30 protein-coding genes, 4 tRNA genes and 2 rRNA genes are annotated in these 24,063 nt (G+C 24.9%); all 36 read left to right on the top strand.

Going from position 1 to position 24,063, the window contains the following annotated elements:
* A 23S ribosomal RNA gene (locus AWT72_RS03685) occupies positions 1–204 on the top strand; the annotation flags it as partial.
* A gap of 68 nt (positions 205–272) precedes the next feature.
* Positions 273–381: ribosomal RNA gene (gene rrf, locus AWT72_RS03680) — 5S ribosomal RNA — on the top strand.
* A 9-nt stretch (positions 382–390) separates the two neighbouring features.
* Positions 391–467 (top strand) — tRNA-Pro (locus AWT72_RS03675).
* 9 nt (positions 468–476) lie between these two features.
* Positions 477–552, top strand: a tRNA-Gly gene (locus AWT72_RS03670).
* 2 nt (positions 553–554) lie between these two features.
* Positions 555–630: transfer RNA gene (locus AWT72_RS03665), tRNA-His, on the top strand.
* A gap of 9 nt (positions 631–639) precedes the next feature.
* Positions 640–723, top strand: a tRNA-Leu gene (locus tag AWT72_RS03660).
* A 116-nt stretch (positions 724–839) separates the two neighbouring features.
* A complete protein-coding gene (locus tag AWT72_RS03655; protein ID WP_067140984.1) occupies positions 840–1,181 on the top strand; it encodes a cell division protein SepF in 342 nt (113 codons plus the stop codon).
* Between the two features lie 47 nt (positions 1,182–1,228).
* Complete coding sequence (obgE, locus tag AWT72_RS03650; RefSeq protein ID WP_067140981.1) at positions 1,229–2,500, top strand: GTPase ObgE; 1,272 nt, start codon at positions 1,229–1,231, stop codon at positions 2,498–2,500.
* Entirely contained in the window at positions 2,493–3,350 is an 858-nt protein-coding gene (miaA, locus tag AWT72_RS03645) for a tRNA (adenosine(37)-N6)-dimethylallyltransferase MiaA (protein WP_067140978.1), read from the top strand. Before obgE ends, miaA begins: the two co-directional genes overlap by 8 nt.
* Entirely contained in the window at positions 3,340–3,795 is a 456-nt protein-coding gene (locus tag AWT72_RS03640; protein WP_067140975.1) for a PTS sugar transporter subunit IIA, read from the top strand. Before miaA ends, AWT72_RS03640 begins: the two co-directional genes overlap by 11 nt.
* A 17-nt stretch (positions 3,796–3,812) precedes the next feature.
* Complete coding sequence (udk, locus tag AWT72_RS03635; protein WP_067140972.1) at positions 3,813–4,445, top strand: uridine kinase; 633 nt, start codon at positions 3,813–3,815, stop codon at positions 4,443–4,445.
* Between the two features lie 16 nt (positions 4,446–4,461).
* Entirely contained in the window at positions 4,462–5,106 is a 645-nt protein-coding gene (locus tag AWT72_RS03630; RefSeq protein WP_067140968.1) for a hypothetical protein, read from the top strand.
* Positions 5,106–5,954 (top strand): putative PEP-binding protein, encoded by an 849-nt coding sequence (locus AWT72_RS03625; protein ID WP_067140965.1) that lies wholly within the window; start codon positions 5,106–5,108, stop codon positions 5,952–5,954. Before AWT72_RS03630 ends, AWT72_RS03625 begins: the two co-directional genes overlap by 1 nt.
* Positions 5,951–6,586, top strand: coding sequence for an HAD family hydrolase (locus AWT72_RS03620; protein ID WP_067140962.1), 636 nt, complete (start codon positions 5,951–5,953; stop codon positions 6,584–6,586). Before AWT72_RS03625 ends, AWT72_RS03620 begins: the two co-directional genes overlap by 4 nt.
* Positions 6,587–6,598: 12 nt before the next feature.
* Positions 6,599–6,940 (top strand): HXXEE domain-containing protein, encoded by a 342-nt coding sequence (locus tag AWT72_RS03615; RefSeq protein ID WP_067140959.1) that lies wholly within the window; start codon positions 6,599–6,601, stop codon positions 6,938–6,940.
* A 15-nt stretch (positions 6,941–6,955) separates the two neighbouring features.
* Complete coding sequence (locus AWT72_RS03610; RefSeq protein ID WP_067140956.1) at positions 6,956–7,750, top strand: ADP-ribosylglycohydrolase family protein; 795 nt, start codon at positions 6,956–6,958, stop codon at positions 7,748–7,750.
* Positions 7,751–7,883: 133 nt separating this feature from the next.
* On the top strand, positions 7,884–9,179 hold the full coding sequence (locus AWT72_RS03605) for an ATP-binding protein (protein WP_067140953.1): 1,296 nt from the start codon (positions 7,884–7,886) through the stop codon (positions 9,177–9,179).
* Positions 9,180–9,353: 174 nt separating this feature from the next.
* Positions 9,354–10,694, top strand: coding sequence for an MFS transporter (locus AWT72_RS03600; RefSeq protein WP_067140950.1), 1,341 nt, complete (start codon positions 9,354–9,356; stop codon positions 10,692–10,694).
* A 156-nt stretch (positions 10,695–10,850) separates the two neighbouring features.
* On the top strand, positions 10,851–11,267 hold the full coding sequence (locus tag AWT72_RS03595) for an HD domain-containing protein (protein ID WP_067140947.1): 417 nt from the start codon (positions 10,851–10,853) through the stop codon (positions 11,265–11,267).
* A gap of 11 nt (positions 11,268–11,278) precedes the next feature.
* Positions 11,279–12,178: an RluA family pseudouridine synthase gene (locus tag AWT72_RS03590; protein ID WP_067140944.1), complete on the top strand. Its 900-nt coding sequence runs from the start codon at positions 11,279–11,281 to the stop codon at positions 12,176–12,178.
* Positions 12,162–12,761, top strand: coding sequence for a ribonuclease HII (gene rnhB, locus AWT72_RS03585; protein WP_082680526.1), 600 nt, complete (start codon positions 12,162–12,164; stop codon positions 12,759–12,761). The genes AWT72_RS03590 and rnhB overlap by 17 nt, the downstream gene beginning before the upstream one ends.
* Before the next feature lies 1 nt (position 12,762).
* Positions 12,763–12,972, top strand: coding sequence for a zinc ribbon domain-containing protein (locus AWT72_RS03580; RefSeq protein ID WP_067140940.1), 210 nt, complete (start codon positions 12,763–12,765; stop codon positions 12,970–12,972).
* Entirely contained in the window at positions 12,944–13,579 is a 636-nt protein-coding gene (locus tag AWT72_RS03575; protein WP_067140937.1) for a ComF family protein, read from the top strand. The genes AWT72_RS03580 and AWT72_RS03575 overlap by 29 nt, the downstream gene beginning before the upstream one ends.
* Positions 13,564–15,084 (top strand): carboxypeptidase M32, encoded by a 1,521-nt coding sequence (locus AWT72_RS03570; RefSeq protein ID WP_067140934.1) that lies wholly within the window; start codon positions 13,564–13,566, stop codon positions 15,082–15,084. The genes AWT72_RS03575 and AWT72_RS03570 overlap by 16 nt, the downstream gene beginning before the upstream one ends.
* Complete coding sequence (locus AWT72_RS03565; RefSeq protein WP_067140933.1) at positions 15,077–16,414, top strand: M18 family aminopeptidase; 1,338 nt, start codon at positions 15,077–15,079, stop codon at positions 16,412–16,414. The genes AWT72_RS03570 and AWT72_RS03565 overlap by 8 nt, the downstream gene beginning before the upstream one ends.
* A gap of 1 nt (position 16,415) precedes the next feature.
* Positions 16,416–17,099, top strand: coding sequence for a Fic family protein (locus tag AWT72_RS03560; protein ID WP_067140931.1), 684 nt, complete (start codon positions 16,416–16,418; stop codon positions 17,097–17,099).
* 178 nt (positions 17,100–17,277) lie between these two features.
* Entirely contained in the window at positions 17,278–17,445 is a 168-nt protein-coding gene (locus AWT72_RS09450) for a bacteriocin class II family protein (RefSeq protein WP_156286572.1), read from the top strand.
* Between the two features lie 32 nt (positions 17,446–17,477).
* The gene (locus AWT72_RS09445) at positions 17,478–17,621 is read left to right on the top strand and encodes a hypothetical protein (RefSeq protein WP_156286571.1); all 144 of its coding nucleotides are present in this window, start codon (positions 17,478–17,480) and stop codon (positions 17,619–17,621) included.
* Between the two features lie 32 nt (positions 17,622–17,653).
* Complete coding sequence (locus AWT72_RS09440) at positions 17,654–17,806, top strand: hypothetical protein (RefSeq protein ID WP_156286570.1); 153 nt, start codon at positions 17,654–17,656, stop codon at positions 17,804–17,806.
* Positions 17,807–18,030: 224 nt separating this feature from the next.
* A complete protein-coding gene (locus tag AWT72_RS03555) occupies positions 18,031–20,172 on the top strand; it encodes a peptidase domain-containing ABC transporter (RefSeq protein WP_067140929.1) in 2,142 nt (713 codons plus the stop codon).
* Complete coding sequence (locus tag AWT72_RS03550) at positions 20,173–21,264, top strand: HlyD family secretion protein (protein ID WP_067140927.1); 1,092 nt, start codon at positions 20,173–20,175, stop codon at positions 21,262–21,264.
* A gap of 425 nt (positions 21,265–21,689) precedes the next feature.
* Positions 21,690–21,911, top strand: coding sequence for a hypothetical protein (locus tag AWT72_RS03545; protein ID WP_156413073.1), 222 nt, complete (start codon positions 21,690–21,692; stop codon positions 21,909–21,911).
* Positions 21,912–21,948: 37 nt separating this feature from the next.
* A complete protein-coding gene (locus AWT72_RS03540) occupies positions 21,949–22,383 on the top strand; it encodes a hypothetical protein (protein WP_067140923.1) in 435 nt (144 codons plus the stop codon).
* 186 nt (positions 22,384–22,569) lie between these two features.
* Complete coding sequence (locus tag AWT72_RS03535; protein WP_197407603.1) at positions 22,570–23,025, top strand: hypothetical protein; 456 nt, start codon at positions 22,570–22,572, stop codon at positions 23,023–23,025.
* Positions 23,026–23,588: 563 nt separating this feature from the next.
* On the top strand, positions 23,589–23,726 hold the full coding sequence (locus AWT72_RS09155; RefSeq protein ID WP_082680525.1) for a class IIb bacteriocin, lactobin A/cerein 7B family: 138 nt from the start codon (positions 23,589–23,591) through the stop codon (positions 23,724–23,726).
* Between the two features lie 140 nt (positions 23,727–23,866).
* Complete coding sequence (locus AWT72_RS09435) at positions 23,867–24,028, top strand: class IIb bacteriocin, lactobin A/cerein 7B family (RefSeq protein ID WP_156413072.1); 162 nt, start codon at positions 23,867–23,869, stop codon at positions 24,026–24,028.
* The last annotated feature ends 35 nt before the right edge of the window (positions 24,029–24,063 follow it).

Genomic DNA, 24,063 nt, shown 5'->3' with positions numbered 1-24,063 from the left:
TCTGATGTTTCAGTTGTCACGCCAGTAGCATGGCTGAGTAGTCACGTTTGGAAGGGATAATCGCTGAAAGCATCTAAGTGAGAAGCCCCCTTTAAGATAAGTATTCATAAAGACCCCTTCGAGACCAGAAGGTAGATAGGCTAGAGGTGTAAGTGTAGAGATACATTCAGCTGACTAGTACTAATATGTCGATTGCTTTACTAAAATGCTTGTAATTTTTTACTACTACTATTTATTTCTAATTGTCCTAAGGACAAAAAAGTTAAGAAAAGCTTGGTGGACATAGCTATAGGGAAACACCTAGAAACATACCGAACCTAGAAGTTAAGCCTATATACGCCTAAGATACTCAGTAATGGGGAAAATCGGTATCTGCCAAGCAAAAATTATCGGTGTGTAGCGCAGTTAGGTAGCGCACTTGTCTTGGGAACAAGGGGTCGTAGGTTCAAATCCTGTCACACCGACCATTTATTTATGCGGGAATAACTCAGTTGGTAGAGTGTCAGCCTTCCAAGCTGAATGTCGCGAGTTCGACCCTCGTTTCCCGCTCCATGGTGATCGTAGTTCAGTTGGTAGAGCGCCAGTTTGTGGATCTGGTTGTCGCGAGTTCAAGTCTCGTCGGTCACCCCATTTAATTTTGCATGGGTGGCGAAATTGGTATACGCACTAGACTTAGGATCTAGCGTCTTTGACATAAGGGTTCAAGTCCCTTCCCGTGCACCATAATTGTCATAGTTTTGTGAGACTGCTATATATTGTCAGTCTTTTTTAATTTATTTATTGAAATAATGTAGAAAAAAGTATATAATTAATATATAGAGATACATGGAGGTATGAAAATGGCAATAAATTTAGATAAATTTTTCAAAAATGAAGAAGTTAGTGTAGAAAGTGAACCAATTGTTGCAGGAGGTTTTGGATTAAGAATAATTAGACCTAATAGTTTTGGAATGGAAACTAGAAAGATAATTGAATTAATAAAAAAAGGAAATATAGTAGCATTTAATCTTGAAAATTTATCAAGTGAAGATGGACAAAGAAGTTTTGATTTCATAAATGGAGCAACTATTATATTAGGTGGAAGAATTGAAAAAATTACTGATAAAGTTTTTGCGTCAGTTCCAGCTGGTGTAAGTGTTGAAAGCCTTGAAACTAATGAAGTAGAAAATACAGAAGAATAAGAGTATATTAGGACTTAGTAATAAGTCCTATTTTAGAGAGGAATATAATGTTTATAGATGAAAGTGTAATAACAATAAAATCTGGTGATGGTGGAGATGGAGCCGCAACTTTTAGAAGAGAAAAGTTTGTGCAATTCGGTGGACCAGATGGTGGAGATGGTGGAAAAGGTGGAGATATAATAATTTTTGCCGATCCTAATATGAACACTTTGTTAAATTTTAAAAATATTAGAAGATTAGAAGCACAAAATGGTGGTCGTGGATCAAGTGCGAGATGTACAGGTAGAGATGGTGAAAGTGTTATTATTAGAGTTCCAGTAGGGACTGTAATAAGGGATTTTGAAACTGACAAGTTACTTTTAGATATGAATAAACCTAATGAAGAAAAGTTACTGCTTAAAGGTGGAGATGGTGGTAGAGGAAATATACATTTTAAAAATTCTGTTAGAAAAGCACCAAGAATATCTGAAAGTGGAAGAGCAGGTATAGAACTTAAAGTTAAATTAGAATTAAAACTATTAGCAGATGTTGCATTAGTTGGGTATCCTAGTGTTGGAAAGTCTTCATTTATTAATAAGGTATCAGCTGCAAAATCTAAAGTTGCTAGTTATCATTTTACTACATTAAGACCTAAATTAGGTATGGTTAGAGTCAATGATGATGATAGTTTTGTAATAGCAGATATACCAGGTCTTATTGAAGGAGCTCATCAAGGTATAGGTCTAGGAGATAAATTCTTAAGACATATAGAAAGATGCAGAGTAATAATACATATAATTGATATATCTGAAATAGATGGTAGAAATGCAATTGAAGATTATTATAAGATAAATGAAGAATTAAAAAATTATAGTGAAAGATTATCTAAAAAGCCACAAATAGTAGTACTTAATAAGATAGATATGCTTTATGACGAGTCAAAAATAGAAGAATTTTCTAAAACTATTGGTCAAGAAGTATTAACTATGTCTGTAATATCTAACGAAGGTGTAAAAGAAGTGATTAATAAGGCTAATACTTTATTGAAAAATACTAGTTATGAAGAATTAGAAGAATTAAAAGATTTAGATGAAGTTTTATTAGAAATTATAAAAACAAAAGAAGATTGGATAATAAAAGAAATAGAGCCTAATGTATTTGAAGTATCAGGTCAAGTTGTAGATAATGTATTTAATAAATATGTATTTACAGGAGATGATGGAATAATACAATTTCTTCAAGTATTAAGAAATGTTGGTATGGAGAAAAAATTAGTAGAAGCAGGAGTTAAAGAAGGAGATACTGTAGTAATAGAAGGTTATGAGTTCGAATATGTATAATTGTTTGATTTTAGCAGGACCTACTGCAATAGGTAAGACTAGTTTATCAATTAAATTAGCACAAAGGTTGAATATGGAAATAATATCAGCTGATGCTTCTCAGGTATACAAAGAATTAAATATAGGTACAGCAAAGATAAATAAGGAGCAAATGCAAGGTATAGTTCATCATTTAATAGATATAGTAGAGCCTAGTGAGATATACTCAGTAGGCAGATATTATAATGATGCAAATAAAATATTAAATGACAATAAAAATAAACAATATATAATAACAGGTGGCACAGGCCTATATATAGATAGTATAACAGATGGATTAACAGATACTCCTGAAGTAGATTTTGAAAAAAGAAAAATTTTAGAAAATAAATCCTTGACCGAATTGGTAGAAATTTTAAAAGAAAAAAAATTAGATAAAGATATAGATTTAAAAAATAAGGTTAGAGTTATTAGAAAAATAGAAAAAGGGAATATAGAGTATAATAATATAAAAGGAAATGATAGACAATTTTTAAAAGTTTTTTTAACTATGGATAGAACTAAGTTATATGAAAGAATAAATAAAAGAGTAGATATTATGTTAAATAATGGTTTAGTAGAAGAAGCACATAATATCTATAATAAATATGGAGATATAGTAACTAGTATAGGTTATAAAGAGTTAAATAAGTATTTTAAAAATGAAATAGATTTAGACACAGCAATATACCTTATAAAAAGAAATAGTAGAAGATATGCTAAAAGGCAGTTTACTTGGTTTAAAAATAAGGGATATGAAGAATTTGATATAGATAAATTAAACGAAAGTCAGATAGAAGAGGATATAATTAGGAGGATGTATGCATTTTAAAGATATTTTAGATAAAAATAGAATAGTATTTAATCTAGAATCTAATAATAAAGAGGCAATTATTGAAGAAATCGCAATGTTATTTGTAAAAGATAATACAATTAATAAAAATGATTTAAATACTTTATTAAATGATTTAAATGAAAGAGAGAAATTATCATCAACTGGTATGCAAGATGGTATAGCAATACCACATGCTAAATCAAGTGTAGTTAATAAGATATCTTTGGCAGTGGCAATAGATAAAAAAGGTAAGGATTTTTCATCAATGGATGAAGAACCATCAACATTATTTTTTATGATAATAGCACCAGAATATACTAAAAAAGAACATTTAGACGTATTGGCATTAATATCAAAATTAACATTTAATGAAGAAGCCTTAGAAGAAATGTTAAATACAGATAGTCCCGAAAAAGTCATAGAGATATTATCATCATTATAATTTTATAGGAGTAGCAAATGGAAAAAATAATAATAGGAATAGCTGGTGGAACTGGTTCAGGTAAAACAAGTGTATCAACTATGATAGTTGAAGATTTAAAAAAATACGGTTGTAATTTAGTATTATTAGAACAAGATTCGTATTATAAAGATAATAAAGATTTAAGTTTTGAAGAAAGATCAAAATTAAATTATGACCATCCTAATTCAATAGATTTTGAACTTCTAATACAACATATAAAAGATTTGAAAGAAGGAAAAAATATAGAAAAACCTATATATGATTTTACAACACATTTAAGAACTGATGAAAAAGAATTATTAGAAGCACAAGATATAATAATAGTTGAAGGTATATTACTTTATTCAGTTGAAAAATTAAGAAACTTATTTGATGTTAAAATATTTGTTGATACTGATGATGATATAAGACTACTAAGACGTATAGAAAGAGATATGAAAGAACGTGGAAGAAGTTTTGACAATATTAAAGAGCAATATATTCGTACAGTTAAACCTATGCATTTAGAATTTGTAGAGCCATCTAAACGATATGCAGACGTAATAATTCCAAGAGGTAAAAGTAATAAAGTTGGAGTTAAAATGGTATCAAGTAGAATAAAATATTTGATAAATATTAATAAAAAATAAAAAGATAGGAAAGTTAATGGAAACTATAAAATATACTTATAATTATAACAATAATGATTATTATTTAATAGGAAAAGTAGAATTTGATAACGATATGGAGTACCCCTTATTTAAGGCGAAAACACATATCAAAATTTCAGATATAGAGTTTTTAGATTATCCTTTATCAGCGGTTAAAGTAGAAAAAAATAAATTAGAAATTATAAATAAAATAAAACAAAAATGGATGTTAGCAGATAAAAAAAATAAAGTAAAAGAGTATAATTATAATAACTATATTTATTTAATATTTTTAAATGATGATTTAAAAGTTAAAAATAAAGAAAATTTAGCATTATTCCCCAATGGATTAAGAGAATATAGCGAACTTGGCTGCCTTTATTTAGATAAAACTTTATATGAAGAAATGTTAGAGTTAGATCAAAATTTACAAAGTTGTGTATCAATAGAATTAATGCTAGAACTTATGGAAGAAAATTCTGATATGAATAAATATATAGAATTGATAAAAACTAATGTAAAAGATGAAGATTTAGATAAGTGTTTTTTCTTTGATGAATATGTGTATGATTTATTTTTGAAAATATTTGTAAAAGTTTTAAATGATTTTAATGTATTTAATAGTAAAAAAGATATGGTAGAATTTTTTAAGGAGAACTAATGAAAAATGAATTAGCATTAAGTGGCGAAAATATTACACAAAAGATATATGCAGATATATTTTGCAATGTAGGAATGATAAGGGGAGAATACCTTATTAGAGAACTTAATAAAAATATACTATATAATGAAACACAAAATTTTATTAATAACTATTTAACTAATATTTGTAATGTTTATCATGATGAATATGTATGGTATCGTTTCTCTGAATTAACAAATACAGAATCTAATTATCTTGAAGGAACAAAAGAAATATTAGATGATAAGCATCCTTTATTTGGGTTAAGAGGAGCAAGAAGATTACTTGCTTATACTGATGAATTTGCTGCAGAATTATCAGTGATAGAAAAAGTTTATGAGAAAAATAAGAATTTATCAATTTTTATACCTTTTATTAACGATTCTAAACAATTAACTAAGATTATTAATACAATTAAAAAATCAAGTTTTAAAGGGAAAATGGGTTGCATGATAGAGTTACCATCAGCATATTTTGATTTAGATAATATATTAGATACTGGTATTAATAGAATTACTATAGGTATGAATGATTTAACTTCATTTATTTTTGCCACTGTTAGAAATAGTGAGTGGCATGATATGAATAGTGATATTATGATGAATATAATAAGAGATATTTCAAATAAGGCTAAAAATAAGAATGTAGAAATGGTAGTAGCAGGTTATTTAGAAAAACCATTTATTAATAAACTTAATGCTATGGGTATAAAATGTGTAGTGCATTATCATTCAATACCAGATATTTTTGGCAGGGATATTGAATTTCCAAATCATTTACAAGAAATTAAGAAAAAAACTAAAAAAATTAGAGGAGAAAAATTATGAGAAAAAAAATAGTATTATTTGATTTAGACGGAACTTTAGTTAATACATTACCAGCGATAGCAAATAGCTTTAATAGTATTTTAGGAAAATATGGCTATAATACATATGAAACTAAAAAATATTTAGATTTTGTAGGTGGTGGTGTTTTAAAAATTCTTGAAAGAATAAGTAAATTACAAGAAATAAAGATTGATAAAAATCAGTTTATAGCAGAAGTTAGAGAACATTATGATAATAATTATCTACATGGTATTAAAATATATGAAAATATGGATAAATTATTAGATAAATTAACTGAAAATAATGTAGATATAGCAATAGTTACTAATAAAGATCATCCTATGGCATTAGAACATGCTAAAACTATATTATCAAAATGGAATTTCAAATATGTATATGGAGCTAGTGTAAATAAAGAATACCCAACTAAACCAAATCCGTATTTAGTGGACTTAATAGCAAAAGATTATCAAAAAGAGGAAATGCTTTTTGTAGGAGATATGATAGTAGATTACAACACAGCAAAAAATGCTAATATTGATATCGTATATTGTACTTGGGGTTATGGTAAAGAACAAGATTTAGATTCATTTATAGCGAATGACCCATTAGATATATTGAAATATTTATAAAGAGGTAATAAAATGCTTATTTTATGGTTATTTCCAATTCTTTTTATAATCCATGATATAGAGGAAATTACTGGATTTGAAAAGTGGTATATAAAAAATAAGGATAAATTTAATAAAAATCCTAAAATTACTAATATAATTGGCTATGTATTTAGTTATTTTAAAAAGAAAAATTTTGCATTAGCAATATTAGAGGAATTAATTTTAATTATTATAGTTTGTTTAATAACCATAAATTACGATTTTTATTTGTTATGGATAGGTGGTTTTATAGCCTATACATTTCACCTTATAATCCATATTTTCCAAAGTATAATATTAAAAATGTATGTACCAGCAAATGATAAGATATAAAGGAGTTAATTAATTATGTTAGGTGCAATAATAGGAGATATAGTCGGAAGTATATATGAATTTAATAATATAAAAACTACTAATTTTCCATTATTTAGTAAAAATTGTGAATTTACAGATGATACTGTTTTAACTATTGCAGTATTAGAAGCATTAGTAAATGGTTATAATGATGAAAATAAAACTAAAGATGAATTAATGAAATCATTTGTTAAATGGACTAGTATGTACCCAAATATGACTTATGGAAATAGATTTTTAAAATGGATATATAGTAGTGATAAAAAACCATATAATTCATTTGGAAACGGCTCGGCAATGAGAGTTTCAGCAGTAGCATGGGTTTACGATAATATTGATGAGGTAGAAAAATATGCGAAAATAAGTAGTGAAATAACTCATAATCATAAAGAAGGCATAAAAGGAGCAGTAGCAGTTGCTAGCAGTATATTTTTAGCAAGAAAAGGTAAAAGCAAACAAGAAATTAAAGAATATATTGAAAATAAGTTTGGTTATACTTTTATAAATTGTGATTTAATAAGACCAAACTATGAAATGGATGAAACTTGTATGGGTAGTGTACCAGAAGCATTTTCTGCATTTTTTGAGGCAAATTCATTTGAGCAAACTATAAGGTTAGCGGTTTCATTAGGTGGTGATTCAGATACTATTGCTGCAATAGCAGGATCTATAGCAGAAGCATATTATGGAATACCGGATAATATAATGAATGAAGCAATAAAATATTTAGATGATAATATAATTAAAACTCTATTAGATAATATAAATAAAATAAAATTTATTAATTAAAACTCGTACTAAAAAGGTTCTATGAAACCAAAATTGTACGAGTTTTCTTGTAATATATTCCTGATTATGATATCATATATGTGTACTAAAAAGGTTCTATGGAACTTAAATTGTACAAATAGAGAGGTATATTATGGAGATTAAAAGAGAAAAATATTTAGAAAAATTAATTTCTAAAAAAGATAATGGTAGAATAAAAATTATTACAGGTATTCGTAGATGCGGTAAATCATACTTGTTATTTAGAATATACAAAAATTATTTATTAAAAAATGGTATTTCAAAAAATCAGATTATTGAACTAGCATTAGATGAATTAGAAAATATTAAATACAGAAATCCATTTGAATTAAATGAATATATTAAAAATAAAATAAAAGATAAAAATAAAAGATATTATGTATTTATAGATGAAATTCAATTTTCTATTAGTATGAATAATCCTTATGTAGATAATCCAAATGAAAAAGTAACATTTGTAGACACACTTTTAGGCTTAATGAAATTAGAAAATTTAGATATATATATAACTGGTAGTAATTCTAAAATGCTTTCAAAAGATATATTAACACAATTTAGAGATAGGGGAGATGAAATACATGTAAGCCCTCTTTCATTTGCTGAAATATATAATTTTTATGATAATAAGGAAAATGCTTGGAGAGATTATGTAGTATTTGGTGGTATGCCATATATATTAAGTTTAAAAACAAATGAGGAGAAAAGTAAATATTTAAAAGATTTATTTAAAGAAACATATATTAAAGATATACTTGAAAGAAATAATATAAGAAATGATGAAGAAGTATTAGAAATTATATTAGATTTTACTTCATCTGCTATAGGTTCATTAATAAATTCAACAAAACTTGAAAAAAGATTTTTATCTGAAAAGAAAATTAAAATTTCACATTCAACTATTACAAGATACCTTTCATATTTTGAGGAAGCATATATTATTAATTCTAGTAAAAGATATGATATTAAAGGTTCTAAATATTTTTCTACACCACTAAAATATTATTTTTCAGATATAGGACTTAGAAATGCAAGACTTAATTTTAGACAAATCGAACAAACACATATAATGGAAAATATAATATATAATGATTTAATTAGAAGGGGCTATAATGTTGACATAGGTGTTATAGAATATAGTTATTATGATAATAGTAAAAAAATTAAATCTCAATTAGAAGTAGATTTTGTTGTCAATAACGTTAATCAAAAATACTATATTCAATCAGCTTTCTCAATACAAGATGAAAAAAAACGAATGCAAGAAATTAAATCACTTAAAAAAATAGATGATTCATTTAAAAAAATTGTTGTTATCAAAGATGACATAGTGCCATATTATGATGAAAATGGTATTTACTATATAGGAGTAATGGAATTTTTATTAAAAGAAAATATAAATGAAATATAGAGTTATTTATTAATATAAATTCGTACTAAAAAGGTTCTATGGAACCTAAATTGTACGAGTTTTTAATTTAAAAAAATAAAAAAATCTGAAATTAATATATATGTATTTTCGTAAAAAAAGGTATAATATAGTGTAAATTATATGTGAAATAAAAATTATAAAGGAGGAGTATCTATGAATGAGGATTTATATAGAAAAAATAATCCTGAAAAATTTATGCAATTTCTTAAAAGACAAAAAATCATATTTTTAATTGCATTTTTAGGATATATTTGTGCCTATTTAGTAAGAAATAATTTTAAAATTATGTCAAAAGTTATTATGACTGCAAATGGTTGGGATAAATCAGATATAGCATTATTGTTATCATGCTTAACAATTTCATATGGTTTAGCTAAGTTTTATATGGGTGCTCTTGGAGATCGTGTAAGTTTGCGTAAATTATTTGCCATATGTTTGGGAGCAAGTGCAGTTATTTGTATTATTATAGGTTTTTATCATACTTCACTTATTACTCTGGGTATATTACTTGTATTAGCAGGAGTGGTTCAAGGAGCATTAGCACCTGCTTCTCAAAATATGATAGCTAATTATTTCCCTAATAAGACTCGTGGTGGAGCAATTGCTGGTTGGAATGTTTCTCAAAATGCTGGAGCAGCATTATTGCCAATGATAGTTGCAACTTTAACTAGTATGGGATTAATAGTACCACAAACTGGTAATATTGTATTAGCATTTTTAGTTCCAGGTATTATAGTTATAGTATTTGCATTTATATGTTGGAAACTTGGTGGAGATAATCCAGAAGCTGAGGGATTAGATTCTTTGTATGATATGTATGGTGATACAGGTGAAACAGTTATTGCTGATGAAACAGAAGTTATGCAATTATCATATTGGAAGTTAATTTGGAAATATGTATTTTGTAATCCACAATTAATGTTAGTTGCAGCAGTTAATGTTGCCTTATATTTTTTACGTTTTGGTATTGAGGATTGGATGCCAATTTATTTATATGAAGTGGCACATTTAGCAGATACTCAAGTACAATTTGCAATTTCTATTTTAGAATGGGTTGCTATTCCTGGTTCATTAATATTTGCATGGTTAGCTGTTAAATTTCCTAATAAAATGGCTAAATTTGGAGCATTTGGATTATTCTTTATGGCGATTATGATTTTCGTTTATGAAGGGGTTTCTGCAAGTGGAAATGTAAATTATACAATTTTATTAATTATTTCAGGTATTCTTGGAGCTTTAATATATGGTCCACAATTAATAGTTAATATCTTAACCTTAGATTTTGTCCCACTTGAAGTTGCAGGTACAGCAATTGGATTTGTTGGGGTAACAGCTTATTTAATTGGTAATATGGGAGCTAACTGGTTAATGCCTATTATGGCAGATTCTTTTGGATGGTTTTGGTCTTATGCAATTATATCAGCATTATCAGTATTTTCAGGAATAGGCTATTTAATTTTATCTAAACATGAAGAAAAAATTGTTAAAGCATAATATTAACCATTTAAATTTAATAAATATTATTTTAAAATACAAGCTACAATTATAATCAATAATTGTAGTTTTTTAGTTTTCGAAAATAGATACTTTAATTTAGTTAGAAATATGTTATAATTATATTAGAATAAATACAAAAGGTTTGGTATAAATATGATAGTATATGCTATACGAAAGTTCTTAGACTATTTTGTAGCAAAAATAGATTTGGAATTGGAGGAGAAAGCACTTAAAATTTTAAATGAAAAAGAGCAAGATATATATTTTAATATGGACTATTATGATAGATATCATGGTCTTAGTGTATATGCTAAATTAATTGATGAAAATATGCCTGAAATATATTTGAAATTAGCAATATTACATGATTGTGGTAAAGAACATGCTAATTTTATTATAAGAACAATGCATAAAATAGGGATTAAGACAAGGTTAAGAGAGCATTCATATAATGGCTATAAAAAATTAAAAAATATAGATGAAAATCTAGCCAATTTAATATTAAATCATCATAATAAAACTGATGATACATATATGAAAATATTTCAAAAAGCAGATGATAATAGTTAATAGGAGAAAAAATGAAATTAAAAATAGATGAAAAAAATGAAAATATAAGATTAGATAAATTATTATCTACTACTTTTGATATATCAAGGAATAAAATAAGTAAGATAGACATATATGTTAATACTAAATTAACAAAGGTGTCATATAAGACTAAGGTAGGGGATATAATAGAATTTGAAATGCCTGATAATGATACATATATTGAATTGGAAGCAAAAGATATAGATTTTGAGATAGTTTATGAAGATGAATATTTAGCAATAATAAATAAACCATATAATTTAGTAGTACACCCGAGTATTACTTACAAACAAGACACTTTAGTAAGTGGTTTATTATCAAAATTTGATAAATTATCTAATATAGATAAGGCAAGACCTGGTATAGTTCATAGATTAGATAAAGATACTTCTGGATTAATAATAATTGCAAAAGATAATGAAACACATATAAAGTTACAAGAAATGTTTAAAAAACATGAAATACATAAAACTTATTTAGCAATATTAAAAGGGAAAATTAAAAATAATTTAACTAGAGTTGAGTCATATATAGGTAGGGATAAAAATGATAGAAAAAAAATGAGTAGTAATACTAATAGTGGTAAATTAGCGATAAGTAAATTTGCAAGAATTGTTAGTAATGATAAGTATAGTTTAGTTAAAGTTAATATTCTAACAGGAAGAACTCATCAAATAAGGGTACAAGCGAAAGAAATGGGGTATAATGTAGTAGGAGATAAAGTTTATTCTAAAAAAGAAAAAGTAGCAAGACAACAGTTGCACTCATATATGTTAGAATTTATACACCCAATGACTGGTAAAGATATAAAGGTTAAAGCCGACATGCCAGATGATATGTTAGAAAATATTAAAAAATTTGGATTAGAGGTAGATGATGCTGGAATTTAGAGATATAATAGGAGTAGATGAAGTAGGTCGTGGACCTCTATTTGGAGAAGTAGTGGCTTGTGCAGTCTATATAAAAGATAATAATCTTGAAATATTTAATGAGATTAACGATTCCAAAAAATTAAATGAATTTAAACGAGAAAAGATATATAAAGAATTAATAAATAGTCCTAATATAGTATATGCAGTAGGTATTGCAAATGAAAAAGAAATAGATGAACTAAATATTTTAAATGCAACATTTTTGGCTATGAGAAGAGCTTTAAAAAAAATAGAAGAATTAGGAATTAAAGATAAGTTAGTTTTAGTAGATGGTAATAAATTAATAAAAGAATATAGAGGGAAACAAGAATTTTTAATAAAAGGGGATAGTAAGAATTTAAGCATTGCAACAGCATCTATTATAGCAAAAGTAATTAGAGATAATATGATGCTAGAATATGATAAAGTTTATCCTAAATATTGCCTTAAAAATCATAAGGGCTATCCTACTAAAAAACATTATGAAGCAATTGAAAAATATGGCATATTAGACAAACATAGAAAGAGTTTCTTGAAAAAAATATTAAATAAGAAGGTATAAAATGTTATTAAAAGAATGTGTTAAGTGTTTAAACAGAGAACATATAATAAAAAATGCTGTTTGGAATACGAAAGATATAAATGATAAATTCTATAACTTACCTACAAGTGAATTATTCTATATCAAAATTTGTGTAGAATGTGGCTATACAGAAATGTATAGTGCTAAGTTGGTGAGTAAAGATGCTAAAAAACATCTTAAAAATATTTAAAGAACTATTATTTGAAAAGCATAAATATACTTTAGAGAGTAATGAAGTTAAAACTTTAAAAAAACTCTCAAACTTAAAAAGAGTAAATAATACATTTTTTTCTATGCAATATAATAATTACTATAAGGACATAATATATGAACTAAAGTATAAAAAATGTAAATATGTAGCAAGTATAATAGCGAATATAATAAAAAAAGATATTGATTTATTATTTCAATTAGAAAAAATTGATAATATAATAGTAAGTCCTATAAGTGATAAAAGATTAAAACAAAGAGGTTTTAATCAAGTAGAATTAATACTAGATGAATTAAATTTAGAATATTTAAAAATAAATAAAAATAAAGACACATTAAAAATGTCTAAGTTAACAAATGATTATGAAAAAAGACTAAATATATTAAAGGTTTTTGAAGTAAAAGGATTAAATTTAGATAATAAATCAGTTTTAATAGTAGATGATATAATAACTACAGGAACTACAGTAAATGAAATAAAAAAGCAGTTAGAAAAAGAATATAGTAATATAAAAATATATATTTATAGTATAGCGGTTTCAAGTAAATATATAAAGAAAGAAGGGGTAATATGGAAGATAAATTAAAAAAATTATATGACACTATAAAAAAAGATAGTGCATATAATCATGCAATGACTTTATTATCATGGGATTTAGAAACAGCTGCAGCAAAAAAATCTGTTGAAGGTATTAGTAATACAATGGAAACTTTATCAGAGTTACAGTACAAAAATTTAGTAAATGATGAGTTTAAAGAATTACTTTATTCAATTGATGAAGAAAAAATAAGTGAACTTGATAGAAAAGTTGTAAAAAAATTAAAGAAAAATGTATTCGAAAAAATGAGTAAAATACCTGTTGATGAGTATTCTAAATACAAAGCTTTAGTTTCAAAATCACAAAGTGCATGGGAAGAAGCAAAAAATAAAAATGACTATAATATATTTAAACCATATTTAAAAGAGTTAATAGAATATAACAAGAAATTTATTAAATATAGGGGTTATGAGCATCATCCATATAATGTTTTAATAGATGATTTTGAAGAGGGTATGACTGTAGAAAAAGCAGATAAATTCTTTAATCTATTAAAAAAGGACTTAGTACCTTTTGCTTTAAAAATTTTAAATACAAAAAATGAAAAAATAGAAAAGATTAGACATAAATTACAAGGTAAATTTGATATAGAAAAACAAAGAAAATTATCATTAGAACTAGCCAAAATTTTAGGGTTTGATTTTTCTAAAGGAGTTATGTCAGAAAGTGAGCACCCATTTACAATTGGAATGAATAATAAAGACGTTAGATTTACTTCACATTATTTAGAAGAAGATATATTATCTGGTATATTTTCAACTGCTCACGAAGTAGGACATGCTATATATGAGCAACAAATAGATGATAAATATGATAACAGTAAAGTATTATCTGGTGGAGCAACTATGGGTATACATGAGGCTCAGTCAAGATTTTCTGAAAATGTAATTGCAAAGCATAGAGCATATATGCCACTTATGAATAGATTAATAAAAAAATACTTGGATTTAGATTTAACTGATGATGAACTTTACTTATTAGCCAATGAAGTTAAAAATCAATATATAAGAGTTGATGCAGATGAATTAACTTATTCTATACATGTTTTAATAAGATATGAATTAGAAAAAGAAATATTTGAAAACTTAGACAAAGAAGTTAATGTTGATGAATTAAATGAAAAATGGGATAATATGTATGAAAAATATTTAGGAATAAGACCTAGAAATTATGCAGAAGGTATATTACAAGATTCACATTGGTCAGGTGGATTGTTTGGTTATTTCGCTTCATATGCTATAGGAACAGCTTATGCAAGTCAAATGTTTGAAAGTTTATGTAAGAATGTAGATATAGAAAATGTATTAAGAAATGAAAAATTTGATGAAATTAATAAATTCTTAAAAGAAACTATTCATCAGTATGGTGCTTCAAAGAGTGCAGACGAATTAATTAGAAGTTGCTGTAATGAAGACTTTGAACCAAGATGCTACATTAATTATTTAAAAGAAAAATTCATAGATATATATGAGATAGGAGAAGTAAATGAATAGCAAAAAAATGAAAAACACAATAGACAAATTAGAAGTAAAAAGTTTTGCAAGGGAGGTTTTAGAATTTATAGATGAAGCGGCAACTACATATCATGTTACTAATCAATGTAGTGATATTTTAGATGAAAATGGGTTTGAAAGATTAGAACCAACTAGTCATTGGGAATTAAAAAAAGGTGGAAAATATTATGTGAAAAAGACTAATACAACAGTAACTGCATTTACTATACCCAAAAATTTAGATTTATCAAAAGGATTTAAAATATTTGGTTGCCATACTGATAGTCCAAGTATAAGAATAAAACCTAATCCAGAACTTCTAACTAATAATATGTTAAGACTTAATACAGAAGTTTATGGTGGAGCATTACTTTCAACTTGGTTTGATAGAGCCTTAGGTATAGCAGGTAGAATAATATTAAAAACTAAAAATGTTTTTAAACCTAAAACTTTATGTATAAAATTAGAAAAACCAGTAGTAGTAATACCTAATTTAGCAATACACCAAAATAGAACAGCAAATGATGGAGTAAAAATAGATAGACAAAGAGATTTACTTCCAATAATTTCATTAGTAAATTGTCATTTAGAAAAAGAAAATTATTTATTGAATCTTATAGCAAGTTCTCAAGGAATAAATGTAGATGATATATTAGACTTTGATTTGGCACTATATCCATTAGAAAAAGGAGCATTAGTTGGAATAAATGAGGATATGATGCATTCAACTAAAATGGATAATTTATTATCAGTTTATACAGGACTTATAGGTTTAGTTGAATCTAAAATGGATTCAGGAAAAATAAATGTATATGTTGCATTTGATAATGAAGAAATAGGAAGTTCAACTAAACAAGGTGCGGATTCAAATTATTTAACTAATATTTTAGAAAGAATAGCATATGGACTTGGATTAACTAGGGTAAACTATTTAGAAATGTTAAGTTCATCATTTATGTTATCATCTGATACAGGACATGTAGCACACCCATCACACCCTAATAAGGCAGATATAACTAATCAATGTGAAATGAATAAAGGAATTGCTATTAAGTTAAGTGTTAACCAAAAATATACGTCTGATGGTTACTCAATGGCTATTATTAAACATTTAGTAGAAGGTACAGATATAAAATTACAATATTTTGTAAATAACTCAAATGAACCAGGTGGAACTACGATAGGACCATTATCAGCAAGACACTTAGATATAGATTCAGTAGATATAGGAATACCAATTTTATCAATGCATTCAATAAAAGAATTATGTGGAATATATGATGTATTCTATATGAAAGAACTTACAAAAGAGTTTTTTAATAAGAAGTAAAATGAAAGTAAAAAAAGAAAAACTGCTTAAAGAATATCTTAATGATTTTTTAGTTAGAACAGCACATAATTCAACAGCAATTGAGGGAAACACTTTAACGCAAGCAGAAACAATATCAATTTTGTTACATAAATATATACCTAAAACTATGTGTGATAGAGAATATTACGAAGTTAAAAACTATGATAAAACATTTAATTATATTTTAAATAATGATGATGAATTTGATTTATCTAAAATAAAAAAGTTTCATAGTATGATAATGGAAAATATATCAAGTGATAATGGTGAATTTAAAAAAACTAATAATGCTATAATAGGTGCAACTTTTGAAACAACATTAGCATATCAAGTGCCTTATGTATTAAAAAATTGGTTAGATAATTATAAATATAGAATTGATTTAGCAAAATCTAATGATGAAAAACTTGAAATTATAATCAAGTCTCATATTGATTTTGAAAAAATACACCCATTTAGTGATGGGAATGGCAGAACTGGTAGAATAATTATGATAGAACAATGTTTACAAGAAAATTTAGATTTTTTTGTAATACCAGTAAGTGAAAAAGGTAAGTATATTAATTTTTTAGCAACAGAAAACTATAAAGATTTTAGTATTTGGGCTAAAGAATTACAAAAAATTGAAAAAGAAAGAATTATAAATTTTAGTAATAAAATATGATTTAACGGGAGTTGTTACAACTCCCTTTTTGAATAAAAAAAGAAGTATGTTTAAAGTTAAAATTTTCGAAAAATAATACAATATTATTACGCATTTTAAAGATATTTGTATAATAAAATTTGAATTTTGAAAATTATAAGGTATACTATAGTAAATAAAAAAAATTGGGAGGTATGAAATGAAAAAAAATGTTGAATTAAATGATAATGAATTAATGGTAATAGATGGAGGTAAGCGTAATATATATGAAAGATTGGCTGGAGGAGCATTAGCGGGCTTTGCAGTTGGTAAGTATTATGGTTTTATTGATTATTGGAGTCGTAATTGGCATAGATATAATTGGTAAAATTTAAATTATAAAAAATTGGGAGGTATGAAATGAAAAAAATAGTTGAATTAAATAATAATGAATTAATGGGTATAAATGGAGGTTTTTTTATCTATTATAATGCAGGAGTTTTTATGTCGAAAACTTATATGCGTATTTATTTTTCAAATGCGTATCATAAGTATCGTTGGTAAAATTTAAATTATAAAAAATTGGGAGATATGAAATGAAAAAAATAGTTGAATTAAATAATAATGAATTGATGGAAATAAATGGAGGTCGTTATTTCTTTTATGATAAAAATGCTGCTATTAGACTTCAGAATCATTATGATCAATATATAAGATGGACTTTAATTCTTAGAAAGATAGGTTTCTAAAAAAATAATGTATTCAATGTTAGTTAAACTATATATTGTAAATTTGAGATAGCTTAAAGGTTATCTCTTTTTTTATAAATTTTTGAAAATAAATAAAATTTGAATTTTAAAAATTTAATGGTATACTATATTAAAATGTGCGTATAAATACAAATTGTTATAAATGTTGTAATATTAAAATAGATACAGTTTAAAAGTACTAGGTAAATAAAAGGAGAACAACTATGTTTGAAAGATATAAATGTGTATTACAAAATGATGAAAGAGATTGTGGACCAGCATGTATTTTAACTATTGCTAAACAGTATAAGATTAATTATCCGATAGCAAAATTAAGAGAAATCGTAGGTACAGATAAACAAGGAACAAATATATATGGATTAATTAAAGGTTTGAATTATTTTAATTTTAAAGCTAAAGCTGTAAGAGTAGAAGATAAAAAAATAGATGAAACATTACCATTACCAGCAATAGCTCATGTTATAAATAATGGTATGTTCCATTATGTTGTTATACAAAAAATTTCAAAAGATAAAATTATTATTTCTGATCCTGCAAGAGGAGTTGTAAAAATTTCAATTCAAGAGTTTTATAATCAATGGACAGGTATACTAGTTTTAGTAGAAAAAACTGATAATGTAAAAAGTATGGATGGAAAACAGACTAATTTCTTTAAATTTTTAAAAGTTTTAAAAAATCAAAAATCTTTATTATATAATATAATACTAATATCAATCATATATACAATTTTAGGAATAGCAACTTCATTTTATTTTAAAATATTAGTAGATTATATTTTAAAAGATAAATTATTAAAGACTTTACATATAGTTATGATAGGAGTAGTATTTATAACATTCATTAAAATTATATTTGAATTTATAAGAAATCAACTGGTATTGTTTTTAAGCCAAAAATTAGATGATATTATTTTATTAGGATATTATAAGCATGTTCTTAATTTGCCTTTAAAGTTTTTTTCAACAAGAAAAATTGGGGAAATAGTTTCTAGATTTTCGGATGGGGTTAATATTAGACAAGTAATTGCTGAGACTGCATTTACTTCAGTCATAGACGTATTGACTTCAATATTTGGTGGAATAATTTTATTTAATTTAAATAAAGTTCTATTTTTCATTGCTATAATAATATTAACAATATATATGATTATAGTATATACTTTTAAAACATATATAAAGAAAAAAAATCAAGAAGTTTTAGAAGATAATGCATTATTAACTTCTAATATAATTGAAAATTTAAATGGGATTGAAACTATAAAAGCCTATAATTTAGAAATGGAAACTGAAAATGAAACAGAATATAAATTTTTTAAGTTTTTAAAATCTAGTTATGAGAGAGGAGTTTTATATAATATAATAAATTTATTATCTTCTGTTGTATCTAATATAGGTAATTATATAATAGTTTGGATAGGAGCTTTACAAGTTATAAAAGGAAATATGTCATTTGGAGAATTACTTGTATTTATAGGTATATTAATATATTTCTTAGAACCATTAAAAAAAATAATTAATTTACAATCTCAAATACAAGTGGCAATAGTAGCAGCTGATAGAATAGGAGAAATAATTGATTTAGATTTAGAAAATAAACAAACTAATAAAGATTCTAATTTATCAGATTTAAAAAAAGATATAGAAATTAAAAATTTAAAATTCAGATACGGAACAAGACAATTAGTTCTAGATGATATAAGTTTAATAATAAAAAATAAACAAAAAGTAGCTTTAGTTGGAGAATCTGGAAGTGGGAAAACAACACTAGCAAAACTATTACTAAAATATTATGATTACGAGGGTGGAGAAATAAAATTTGGTGATAGTAATATAAAAGATGTAAATACTTACTTCTTAAGAGAAAAAATTTCATATGTGTCTCAAGAAACATTTTTATTTAATAAATCTATTAAAGAAAATTTATTTGTTGATGATAGTGTAGATATTAAAGAAATAGTTGAATTATGTGAAAAGTTAAAATTGATGGATTTCATAAATTCTTTACCTTATAGATTTGATTCTTATATTGATGAAAACGGAAGTAATTTATCAGGTGGTCAAAAACAAAGATTATCAATATTAAGGGCACTATTGAAAAAACCAGATATTTTAATATTAGACGAAGCAACTAGTAGTTTAGATTCCATTACAGAAAGTTCTATTCAAAATGTAATAGAAAATTTAGGAATTACAACAATAATAATAGCACATAGATTAAGTACCATAAAAAAATGTGATAAAATATTTGTGTTTGAAAAAGGTAAAATAATTGAAAGTGGAAATCATAATGAATTATTGGAATTGAAAGGGAATTATTACAAATATTGGAAAGAGCAGGTTGAGTAGATGAGAATAAAAAATTATAAATTAGATGAATTATTAGTAGGTAAAGAGTTCTTAGAAGAGAAAAAAAGTAATACTTATAAATACTTTATATATATAGTTATATTTTTTATTTTATCATTATTGGTTTGGAGTTATTTTGCAAAAATAGATTTAAAAGCAAAGGGTATAGGAGTTGTACAAAATAAAAATAATATTAGTATTATAAAAAATTATGTTAATGCCAAAGTAGTTTTTAATAATATGAAAACTGGAAAAGTGGTAAAAAAAGAAGAAATTTTATTGAAATTAGATGATGCCTCTTTAAATTATAAATATGATATTTTAAATACTAAATTAGAGGAGAATAAAAATTTATTAAATTATTTAGATGGTAAATCCTATAAAATGGATTCAAATATTTTAAATTTTGAATTAGAATTAAATAATTTGAAATTAAAGATAAAATCTGAAGATTTAAATTTGCATAAATTTAAAAAAGAATTAAAAGATAATAAAAGATTATACTCTTTTGGAGGTGTATCAAAAGATAATTTAGAAGATACAAAAAGAAATTATGATACTACTGTTTATAATAAAAAAATGCTTCTAAATCAATTGGAAAATTTTAATCTTAATAAAAAGAATGAATTGATTAAAGAAATAGACAATTTAAATCTAGAAATTAACAAAACCGAAGAATTAAAAGATAAATTAATAATAAAATCTCCAATAGATGGGATAATAGAAGTTGTAACACCAGTAAATATAGGTGATACAATAAATGGTGAAACTTTAGCTAATATAGTTCCTGAAAAGAATGAATATGAAGTAAAAGTATATGTAAGTGAAAGATATATAAATAAAATTAAATTAAATAGTAGAGTTAATTATATATTAAGCAACAATAATGAAGAAGATATTTACCTGCATGGAAAGGTGAAGTATATTTCAAGTTCACCTCAAGAGATAAAAAATGAAATATATTATTATTTAATTTGTAATATAGAAGATACTAAAGAATTGAAATTAAAAAATGGAAAGACACTAGAAACAAGTATTGTATATGGAGAAAAAACAATATTTAACTATGTTGTTGATTATATAAGAAAATAAATTAAAATGAACATATATTAAAATTGGTTAAGATATATGTTCTTTTTTTATAAATATTATTTAATTAAGTTGTAATTTTTTAGAATAAGTAAAGGCTGAAAAATAAGGCGTATTTTTAATTTTAGTTAGAAAGTATCGCTTAAAACACAGTAATATAATATTTTTTATATATGTTGCATTTTTTATTTAAAAAACACAGATAAATAGAATTTTTGTTTAGAAATAAAAACATTTGCATATGTAAAATTACAATATTTTTTTATTTTTTCTTGACAGGATATAAAAAAGAGAGTATAATCACTCTAAGTAAAAAAATGGAATAAATTTCTAATTTTTTGTGAAAAAAATCGTAAACGTTAATGAAAATAGCGTGTAGATAAAAATGTTGTTATAATTATTATAGGCAAAGTGTTATAAGGAGGAAAATGATGAGGGAATTGAGTTATGAAGAATTGCAATATATAAATGGCGGAGGTCTAGTTGGTAGCATATTTGGTGGTATTTGGGGATTTGTTATAGGGTGTATCACAGGAGCAGCGGCGACAACGTATTATGGAGACACAAGTAGTAAAACATTTGTGAAGCATATATATACGGGTACATTATTTGGAGCAGGGTTAGGTTCAGTTGTGAGTGGACCATTTTAAATGTTATTATAAAAATTATGGAAAGTATAGGAGTTATATGAGAGTGTTTGATAATATATTTATGAAAGTTTTTAAATATCTGTTTGCAATAATGGTTATTTTTGGGATAGGAGTTATAATTTTTGCTAAAGTAAATAATTTGAAATTATATACTGGATTTTTTATAATCTCGTCGTTTGGTGTCTTTTTATATTGTGTATTTATGGCTGGAGTTATTAGTATGAATATGAAACAAGGTGATACAACTATAAAGAACATTAAAAATAGAGATAAGATAGTAGAGTTTTTGCAAAAGGATTATGAACTTATACTTGAAAATGATAGTAAGTCAGTATACAAGTGTAAGTCATCTCCGCAGTATATATATAGAGACGTTAAAGTTAATATTAATATTGATGCTAATGGTGATAAATTAGAAATCAGTGCGCCTGTTTATTTTATTAGAAGGTTAAAAAAATTAAATTTTGAATAAATTCTTTGGTAAAATTGGGATTTTTGAGAATGCAAAGAATGTGTGTTAAAAAATGATAGGAATAGCTTGGAACATATTGGTGGATGAGTTTTGCTGAAACATGTATTGTTAAGCCGTGTTTATGGATTTGTGTTTCTTGTTATAAAGTATTAATAAGTAGAATTATATTTATTACTTAAAATTATTATGAAAAAATTGGAGTGTGTTGTAATGTTTGATGATATTTTTAAAAGAACTTTTAAGTTTTGGTTTATAGCGTTTACTGGTACGGGAGTAGGGGTTATAATTTTTGCTAAGGTGAACGATTTAAAATTATATACTGGACTTGTTCTGATTTTTTTATTTTTTATCATAGTTTTTTGTATTGCTTGGGCTAGATTTAATAGTGTAAATTTGCGTCAAGAGAATATAACAATAGGAAATATTCGTAATAGAGATAAAATAGTAGAATTATTATTACGTAAAGATTATGAATTTGTACTTGGGGGCAATAGTGAGTTAGTATATAAGTCGAAGGCAAGTCCTCAGTATATATATAGAGGCGTTAGAGTTAATATTAATATTGATACTAATGGTGATAAATTAGAAATTAGTGCACCGATTTATTTAATTAGACAGTTAAAAAAATTAAATTTTGAATAAATTCTTTGATGAAACGGGAAATTTTTGATGATGCTAGAAATATGCAGTGAAAAAATCAAAATAATTTATGAAGGGAATTATTTCTAATGTTATTAGAAGTAGTTCCCTTTAATATTATTTCTAATATATTATAAGATCTCTAGTAGTTATATTTTAGTAATGTATTTATTAATAAATTTTTTTTGATATATAAATTCTCTGAATACATTGATTTTATTACTATATACTTAATTTTTGATGAACATGTATTAAAATTGGTTAAGATATGTGTTCTTTTTTTTATGAAAATTATTGGATTAGGGTGTTATTTTCGAGAATAAGGAAAATACTAAAAAATAAGACATATTTTTAATCGTGATTAGAAAAAGTTACTTGAAACACGGCATTGAACAATATTTATATATGTTGTGTTTTTTGTTTGTAAAATTTTAAAAATAAAGAAATTAAGTACTAAATGAGAACGTTTGCATGGTAAATTTATAAAAAAAATAAAAAATAGGTATTGCATTTTTTTGTTTTCGTGGTATAAATATAGTAAATTAGATGAAAGTGAGGTGAACTAAATGAAAAATGCTGTTGAATTAAATGAAAATGAATTAATGAAAATAGATGGAGGTATTGTTATTACAGGAAGTATGATAATAGGTTCAGGAATAGCTATTGCAGCTGCAGTTGGATTATATTATTACTATAAAGGATAAGTTAAATATAAATATGGATTTAGTAAGTGTTTTACAAACAAAATCTAAATCAATTTAAAAATATTATTGTTATTGTTTTTTATATTATAGTAATAAATCGTTGTAAAAAAATACAATATTAATTAGAAAGAGGTAATGAAATGATAAAAGAAATTAATGAAAAAGAATTAATGGAAATAAATGGTGGAGTTGCACCTTTAATTATTATTGGAGGAATAGCTATTTCACAAAAAGCGGCAATTGGTATGGGTCTTTTTGGAGGCGGAGTAATAGTAGGAGGCTTAGTTGGGTATTTTTCATAATAAAATAAATTAAGAAATATAAAAAGAAAACAATT

This window comes from Oceanivirga salmonicida, from assembly GCF_001517915.1.
GTDB classification, from domain to species: domain Bacteria; phylum Fusobacteriota; class Fusobacteriia; order Fusobacteriales; family Leptotrichiaceae; genus Oceanivirga; species Oceanivirga salmonicida.
Note: the sequence above shows the minus strand (reverse complement) of the source record. Positions and strands in the feature narration are given on the sequence as shown.

Excerpts from the sequence above, each read along its gene's own strand:
- AWT72_RS03655 (WP_067140984.1), top strand. The coding sequence starts at position 840 with ATGGCAATAAATTTAGATAAATTTTTCAAAAATGAAGAAGTTAGTGTA.
- obgE (WP_067140981.1), top strand. The coding sequence starts at position 1,229 with ATGTTTATAGATGAAAGTGTAATAACAATAAAATCTGGTGATGGTGGA.
- miaA (WP_067140978.1), top strand. The coding sequence starts at position 2,493 with ATGTATAATTGTTTGATTTTAGCAGGACCTACTGCAATAGGTAAGACT.
- AWT72_RS03640 (WP_067140975.1), top strand. The coding sequence starts at position 3,340 with ATGCATTTTAAAGATATTTTAGATAAAAATAGAATAGTATTTAATCTA.
- udk (WP_067140972.1), top strand. The coding sequence starts at position 3,813 with ATGGAAAAAATAATAATAGGAATAGCTGGTGGAACTGGTTCAGGTAAA.
- AWT72_RS03630 (WP_067140968.1), top strand. The coding sequence starts at position 4,462 with ATGGAAACTATAAAATATACTTATAATTATAACAATAATGATTATTAT.
- AWT72_RS03625 (WP_067140965.1), top strand. The coding sequence starts at position 5,106 with ATGAAAAATGAATTAGCATTAAGTGGCGAAAATATTACACAAAAGATA.
- AWT72_RS03620 (WP_067140962.1), top strand. The coding sequence starts at position 5,951 with ATGAGAAAAAAAATAGTATTATTTGATTTAGACGGAACTTTAGTTAAT.
- AWT72_RS03615 (WP_067140959.1), top strand. The coding sequence starts at position 6,599 with ATGCTTATTTTATGGTTATTTCCAATTCTTTTTATAATCCATGATATA.
- AWT72_RS03610 (WP_067140956.1), top strand. The coding sequence starts at position 6,956 with ATGTTAGGTGCAATAATAGGAGATATAGTCGGAAGTATATATGAATTT.
- AWT72_RS03605 (WP_067140953.1), top strand. The coding sequence starts at position 7,884 with ATGGAGATTAAAAGAGAAAAATATTTAGAAAAATTAATTTCTAAAAAA.
- AWT72_RS03600 (WP_067140950.1), top strand. The coding sequence starts at position 9,354 with ATGAATGAGGATTTATATAGAAAAAATAATCCTGAAAAATTTATGCAA.
- AWT72_RS03595 (WP_067140947.1), top strand. The coding sequence starts at position 10,851 with ATGATAGTATATGCTATACGAAAGTTCTTAGACTATTTTGTAGCAAAA.
- AWT72_RS03590 (WP_067140944.1), top strand. The coding sequence starts at position 11,279 with ATGAAATTAAAAATAGATGAAAAAAATGAAAATATAAGATTAGATAAA.
- rnhB (WP_082680526.1), top strand. The coding sequence starts at position 12,162 with ATGATGCTGGAATTTAGAGATATAATAGGAGTAGATGAAGTAGGTCGT.
- AWT72_RS03580 (WP_067140940.1), top strand. The coding sequence starts at position 12,763 with ATGTTATTAAAAGAATGTGTTAAGTGTTTAAACAGAGAACATATAATA.
- AWT72_RS03575 (WP_067140937.1), top strand. The coding sequence starts at position 12,944 with ATGCTAAAAAACATCTTAAAAATATTTAAAGAACTATTATTTGAAAAG.
- AWT72_RS03570 (WP_067140934.1), top strand. The coding sequence starts at position 13,564 with ATGGAAGATAAATTAAAAAAATTATATGACACTATAAAAAAAGATAGT.
- AWT72_RS03565 (WP_067140933.1), top strand. The coding sequence starts at position 15,077 with ATGAATAGCAAAAAAATGAAAAACACAATAGACAAATTAGAAGTAAAA.
- AWT72_RS03560 (WP_067140931.1), top strand. The coding sequence starts at position 16,416 with ATGAAAGTAAAAAAAGAAAAACTGCTTAAAGAATATCTTAATGATTTT.
- AWT72_RS09450 (WP_156286572.1), top strand. The coding sequence starts at position 17,278 with ATGAAAAAAAATGTTGAATTAAATGATAATGAATTAATGGTAATAGAT.
- AWT72_RS09445 (WP_156286571.1), top strand. The coding sequence starts at position 17,478 with ATGAAAAAAATAGTTGAATTAAATAATAATGAATTAATGGGTATAAAT.
- AWT72_RS09440 (WP_156286570.1), top strand. The coding sequence starts at position 17,654 with ATGAAAAAAATAGTTGAATTAAATAATAATGAATTGATGGAAATAAAT.
- AWT72_RS03555 (WP_067140929.1), top strand. The coding sequence starts at position 18,031 with ATGTTTGAAAGATATAAATGTGTATTACAAAATGATGAAAGAGATTGT.
- AWT72_RS03550 (WP_067140927.1), top strand. The coding sequence starts at position 20,173 with ATGAGAATAAAAAATTATAAATTAGATGAATTATTAGTAGGTAAAGAG.
- AWT72_RS03545 (WP_156413073.1), top strand. The coding sequence starts at position 21,690 with ATGATGAGGGAATTGAGTTATGAAGAATTGCAATATATAAATGGCGGA.
- AWT72_RS03540 (WP_067140923.1), top strand. The coding sequence starts at position 21,949 with ATGAGAGTGTTTGATAATATATTTATGAAAGTTTTTAAATATCTGTTT.
- AWT72_RS03535 (WP_197407603.1), top strand. The coding sequence starts at position 22,570 with ATGAAAAAATTGGAGTGTGTTGTAATGTTTGATGATATTTTTAAAAGA.
- AWT72_RS09155 (WP_082680525.1), top strand. The coding sequence starts at position 23,589 with ATGAAAAATGCTGTTGAATTAAATGAAAATGAATTAATGAAAATAGAT.
- AWT72_RS09435 (WP_156413072.1), top strand. The coding sequence starts at position 23,867 with ATGATAAAAGAAATTAATGAAAAAGAATTAATGGAAATAAATGGTGGA.